The following is a 5324-nucleotide window of genomic DNA, read 5'->3' as shown; positions in this document are numbered from 1 at the left end:
TTAAATGGGGCGTACAACATATTAAGAAAAGCAGTCCTGAACGCTTTTGCAGACGGGATAGAGGGGTTAGGAGTAACTCCAATCAGGTTTACCCCTGGTAAAGTGACTTTGTAGATTTGTCTATAATTTCACAAACTCTAGATTTTTGGATTAATATCTTGTTGACCTGTTTGGGTTATATTCCTGGAATCGTCCACGCAGTCTGGGTAATTGCGAGGAAATAAAGGTTTGGGGGGATGGGTTTGTGAGCCTATCCTCCCTATTGGGGTAAAAATCCAGGATGTGATTGTTTACAGAACGCGATCGCTTTTTGTTGTCACTCTCTTTTTTTTATGTGTTTCTTGGAAGTAGGTAATTCCATGTGCTGTTATGATATACACAATTAATAATTGGCACTGACAGATGGTAGTTAAAATCAACAATACCCAACCCAAGTTACTCAGAATAATACCAAGCACAGTATTAGGGATATCGATAATCTTAGCACAGCCCCAGGTAGTGGGTGCAGTGTGCAATACAAGCCAATGTGCTGCAACCAACTCTGGGAAGTGGAAACAGGGAAAGCAGTTACAAACGCGTAATTATTTTTTTGAAGGTATAGAGAAGCTGGAACAACGAGAATACCAAGGAGCGATCGCTGATTTTTCCGAGGTGATCAAGATTGATCCTGAGTTTTTTCAAGCCTACGTCATGCGAGGAATTGCTCGTGGTCTATTAGAAGACTATCAAGGGGCGATCGCTGATTTTAATCAAGCTATCAAGATTAATCCTAACGATGCTGATACCTACTATCTCCGAGGATTTGCCCGTAGTGGCTTAGAAGACTATCAAGGGGCAATAGCCGATTATACCCAAGCTATCAAGATTAATCCTAACAATGCTGATATCTACTATAATCGAGGGATTGCCCGTAGTAGTTTAGAAGACTATAAAGGGGCAATATCTGATTATACCCAAGCTATCAAGATTAATCCTAACGATGCGGATATTTACTATAATCGAGGGATTGCCCGTAGTAGATTAGAAGACTATAAAGGGGCAATATCTGATTATACCCAAGCTATCAAGATTAATCCTAACGATGAGGACACTTACTACCTCCGGGGATTTGCACGTGCTCAATTAGAAGACTATGGACAAGCGATCGCTGATTTGAATCAAGCTATCAAAATTAACCCTAGCTACGCTAAAGCCTACCTGGCGCGAGGAATTTCCCGTCTTGGTTTGGGAAATAAGCAAGGTGCAGTAGCTGACCTTCAGCAAGCTGCAAATCTGTTTGAGCAAGAGGGACAACAAGAACCCTATCAACTGACCTTAGAGTTGATTAGGGATATTCAGTCCCTTTGAAATCTCATGTAGGTTATACTCGGTTCTTCCTAAGAAGATTTGTAAATTCAGGAGCAGGGGAAGGGAAATACCACTCACAGAAGACGTGAACACCGATCTCGCTGATCAGGGGTGCTGCTTACAATATGGATTAACAATAGAAATTTTCAGTCGGTGCAGCCTGAAGGTATTTATCCTTGGCGGTTCTTTATTATTGCAAAAGCCTATGCAACCCACTAATCCTAACCAATTTACCGAAAAAGCTTGGGAAGCGATCGCCCATACCCCAGATATTGCTAAACAACATCAGCAACAGCAGCTCGAAAGCGAACACCTGATGAAAGCCTTGCTAGAACAAGATGGTTTAGCTAGCAGCATATTAACTAAAGCGGGTGTTGATTTGCAAAGAATCCGCGATCGCACTGACCAATTTCTCCAACGCCAACCAAAAGTATCTGGTAGCAGTACATCTGTATTTCTGGGTCGCAGTTTAGATACACTATTAGATAGAGCAGATAAATATCGTCAAGATTTCCAAGACGAATATATTTCTATTGAACATTTATTACTGGCTTACGCCAAAGATGACCGCTTTGGTAAAGCTTTATGCCAAGAATTTGGTTTAGACGAAGGTAAACTCAAAAAAATTATTAAGCAAATTCGTGGGAGTCAAAAAGTGACCGACCAAAATCCAGAAGGAAAATATCAATCACTGGAAAAATACGGACGTGATCTGACAGAAGCAGCACGTAAAGGTCAACTAGACCCAGTTATTGGCCGGGATGATGAAATTCGCCGCACCGTGCAGATTCTATCGCGACGTACTAAAAATAATCCCGTGCTGATTGGTGAACCAGGTGTTGGTAAAACCGCCATCGCTGAAGGACTCGCCCAAAGAATTATTGCTGGTGATGTCCCCCAGTCCCTGAAAGACCGGAAATTAATCGCCTTAGATATGGGTGCTTTAATCGCCGGGGCTAAATTCCGGGGGGAATTTGAAGAACGACTCAAAGCAGTATTAAAAGAAGTTACAGAATCCGGCGGTAATATAGTCTTATTTATTGATGAAATTCATACCGTCGTCGGTGCTGGTGCTACCCAAGGCGCTATGGATGCGGGGAACTTGTTAAAACCCATGTTGGCCAGGGGTGAATTGCGTTGTATTGGGGCGACCACCTTAGATGAATATCGTAAATATATTGAAAAAGACGCGGCTTTAGAACGACGCTTCCAGCAAGTATATGTAGATCAGCCCAGTGTAGAAGATACAATTTCTATATTGCGGGGGTTGAAAGAGCGCTATGAAGTCCACCACGGGGTAAAAATATCCGACAGTTCTTTAGTTGCAGCCGCTACATTGTCTAGTCGGTACATTAGCGATCGCTTCCTCCCAGATAAAGCCATTGACTTGGTAGACGAAGCTGCGGCACGGTTAAAAATGGAAATTACCTCTAAACCAGAGGAACTAGACGAAATTGACCGTAAGATTTTGCAATTGGAAATGGAGAAGCTGTCTTTGCAAAAAGAAACAGATGCAGCTTCTCGAGAACGTTTAGAAAGAATTGAAAAAGAACTAGCGGATCTCAAAGAAGAACAAAGAACCCTGACTGCTCAATGGCAATCGGAAAAAGATATTATCAACAAAATTCAGTCAATTAAAGAAGAAATTGACCGAGTTAATTTAGAAGTACAGCAAGCAGAGAGAAATTATGACCTGAATCGTGCTGCAGAGTTGAAATATGGGAAGTTAACAGATTTACATCGCCAATTAGAAGCCGCAGAAGGGGAATTAGCCAACGCCCAAAAAACTGGTAAATCCCTATTGCGTGAAGAAGTCACAGAAGCTGACATTGCGGAAATTATTTCTAAGTGGACAGGAATCCCCATCAGCAAGTTAGTAGAATCAGAAAAGGAAAAACTTCTGCATTTAGAAGATGAACTACACCGCCGCGTCGTGGGACAAGCTGAAGCGGTTACAGCTGTAGCCGATGCTATCCAAAGATCCCGCGCGGGACTAGCTGACCCCAATCGTCCCACAGCTAGCTTTATTTTCCTCGGTCCGACTGGTGTCGGTAAAACTGAGTTAGCCAAAGCCCTGGCGGCCTATATGTTCGACACACAAGAGGCTTTAGTGCGCATTGATATGTCTGAATATATGGAGAAACACACGGTTTCCCGGTTAATTGGTGCGCCTCCTGGATATGTGGGTTATGAAGAGGGGGGACAGTTAACCGAAGCTATTCGCCGTCGTCCCTATGCTGTGATTTTGTTCGACGAAATCGAAAAAGCACACCCGGACGTATTTAATATTTTCCTGCAAATCCTCGATGATGGTCGTGTCACCGATTCCCAAGGTCATACTGTGGACTTTAAGAATGCGATTATTATCATGACCAGTAATATCGGTTCACAGTATATTCTCGATGTGGCTGGGGAGGCTACACAGTATGATGAAATGCGCCGCCGAGTTATGGAAGCTATGCGCAATAGTTTCCGCCCAGAGTTCCTCAATCGTATTGATGAAATGATTATCTTCCACGGTTTGGAGAAAAAGGAACTGCGCCAGATTGTGCTAATACAACTAGAAAGATTAAGGGAAAGATTAAGCGATCGCAAGATATCCCTGAGACTCTCCGATGCAGCCCTTGACTTTTTGGCAGAAGTAGGGTATGATCCTGTGTATGGTGCGCGCCCACTCAAGCGAGCCATTCAAAGAGAGTTAGAAACTCAAATTGCTAAGGCTATCTTACGGGGTGAATTCAACGACGGCGACACTATTTTTGTGGATGTACAAAATGAGCGTCTTTCCTTCAGTCGTTTACCTGTAGAAGTGTTTACCAGTTAAGAAAAATAAGCATCAGTAGGGGACAAGGACTAAGTCCCCTATTTAACGCTAAATTCTATCTGGGTCAGGTATAGAGCCTTTTTCAGGCTCATGAAGTACACACCAATTCCCTATTCCCTATTCCCTGTTCCCTGTTCCCTGTTCCCTGTTCCCTCAAACTAAAAAAAATGTACCTCACGAGCATGGGAAATGCTATAGTAATAGCGGGAAAAGTGCCCGCATTACCAGAGTTTCACCTTTGTAGTTATGCCTACTGACATAAAACTTGTCGCATATTACGCATATTTGCCGGTAACTCAAAATTCATGGCTTGTTGAATCAAAACAGAGGGGATGGGAATATTAGGGGTAGCTTGTACTCGGTATGCTAACAAAGTGCCATGACTCAAATCTTTTAGATCTAAAGTGGCGCTGAAGTCGGCAAAACTCCCTCTTTCCATGCGGAATTGAATTTGTTCCCCTAGCAGTTCTACGACATGAAGATAAATTTCTACTTCGGCTGTGAGAAATAAAAATTTCTTTTGTGCAGATTGATACAGTCGCTTCACTTGAGCTTGTGACAAAACTTGACTTTTGATAATATCAGGAAAATATTCCACCCAACGACGGTAATCAGTTAATTGCTGCCATACATGCGATCGCAGTAGTGGTAAATACATCCAAGCTGTAACCGCACCACCCCAAGCTGTATGGGGTAAGGTTTGCAAGAAAATTTCACCCTGCATCAGTGACAATTGCTTGTCTTGAGTCCAAGGGATATTCAAACCTGTAATCATCGAGTTGGAGATATGAGATGCAGACATACTAATTTCAGTTACTCCTCAACTTCTCTACCTGTGAGTGATGAAACACACAAACCATTCCATAGTATCTAGTCGAACCAATTAAATTCTAGTTCGACTGTTTTGCTGCCTCAACCAATCTTTTAACCGAAATCATACTGAATATATCCGCAAAAAACGTACTTCTTATCACTTTTTATCAAAACTATAAGTAAAATACATGGGATGTCAAGTAGAGTTTGTGAAATTATAGACAAATCTACAAAGTCACTTTACCAGGGGTAAACCTGATTGGAGTTACTCCTAACCCCTCTATCCCGTCTGCAAAAGCGTTCAGGACTGCTTTTCTTAATATGTTGTACGCCCCATTTA

3 protein-coding genes and 1 pseudogene are annotated in these 5324 nt (G+C 42.3%); 3 read left to right on the top strand and 1 reads right to left on the bottom strand.

Annotated elements, in window-relative coordinates:
- Nucleotides 1-140 precede the first annotated feature (140 nt).
- The 3 genes and pseudogenes from PN457_RS11500 to clpB all read left to right on the top strand — a co-directional run.
- A pseudogene (locus PN457_RS11500) lies at nucleotides 141-224 on the top strand (YqaE/Pmp3 family membrane protein); the annotation flags it as partial.
- A gap of 178 nt (nucleotides 225-402) precedes the next feature.
- Nucleotides 403-1347 carry a tetratricopeptide repeat protein gene (locus tag PN457_RS11495; protein WP_271733454.1) on the top strand — a complete coding sequence of 315 codons (945 nt, stop codon included), beginning with the start codon at nucleotides 403-405 and terminating at the stop codon, nucleotides 1345-1347.
- Between the two features lie 205 nt (nucleotides 1348-1552).
- Entirely contained in the window at nucleotides 1553-4171 is a 2619-nt protein-coding gene (gene clpB, locus PN457_RS11490; RefSeq protein ID WP_271733453.1) for an ATP-dependent chaperone ClpB, read from the top strand.
- Nucleotides 4172-4421: 250 nt separating this feature from the next.
- On the opposite strand, the gene PN457_RS11485 is transcribed toward clpB, so the two are convergent.
- Nucleotides 4422-4973 (bottom strand): SRPBCC family protein, encoded by a 552-nt coding sequence (locus PN457_RS11485; protein ID WP_271733452.1) that lies wholly within the window; start codon nucleotides 4971-4973, stop codon nucleotides 4422-4424.
- Nucleotides 4974-5324: the final 351 nt, after the last annotated feature.

The organism is Anabaenopsis arnoldii, from assembly GCF_028331025.1.
Taxonomy (GTDB): Bacteria; Cyanobacteriota; Cyanobacteriia; order Cyanobacteriales; family Nostocaceae; genus Anabaenopsis; species Anabaenopsis arnoldii.
This window is presented reverse-complemented; position numbering and strand designations above follow the sequence as displayed.

Coding starts and splice junctions, on each gene's coding strand:
- clpB (WP_271733453.1), top strand. CDS start 1,553: ATGCAACCCACTAATCCTAACCAATTTACCGAAAAAGCTTGGGAAGCG.
- PN457_RS11495 (WP_271733454.1), top strand. CDS start 403: ATGGTAGTTAAAATCAACAATACCCAACCCAAGTTACTCAGAATAATA.
- PN457_RS11485 (WP_271733452.1), bottom strand. CDS start 4,973: ATGTCTGCATCTCATATCTCCAACTCGATGATTACAGGTTTGAATATC.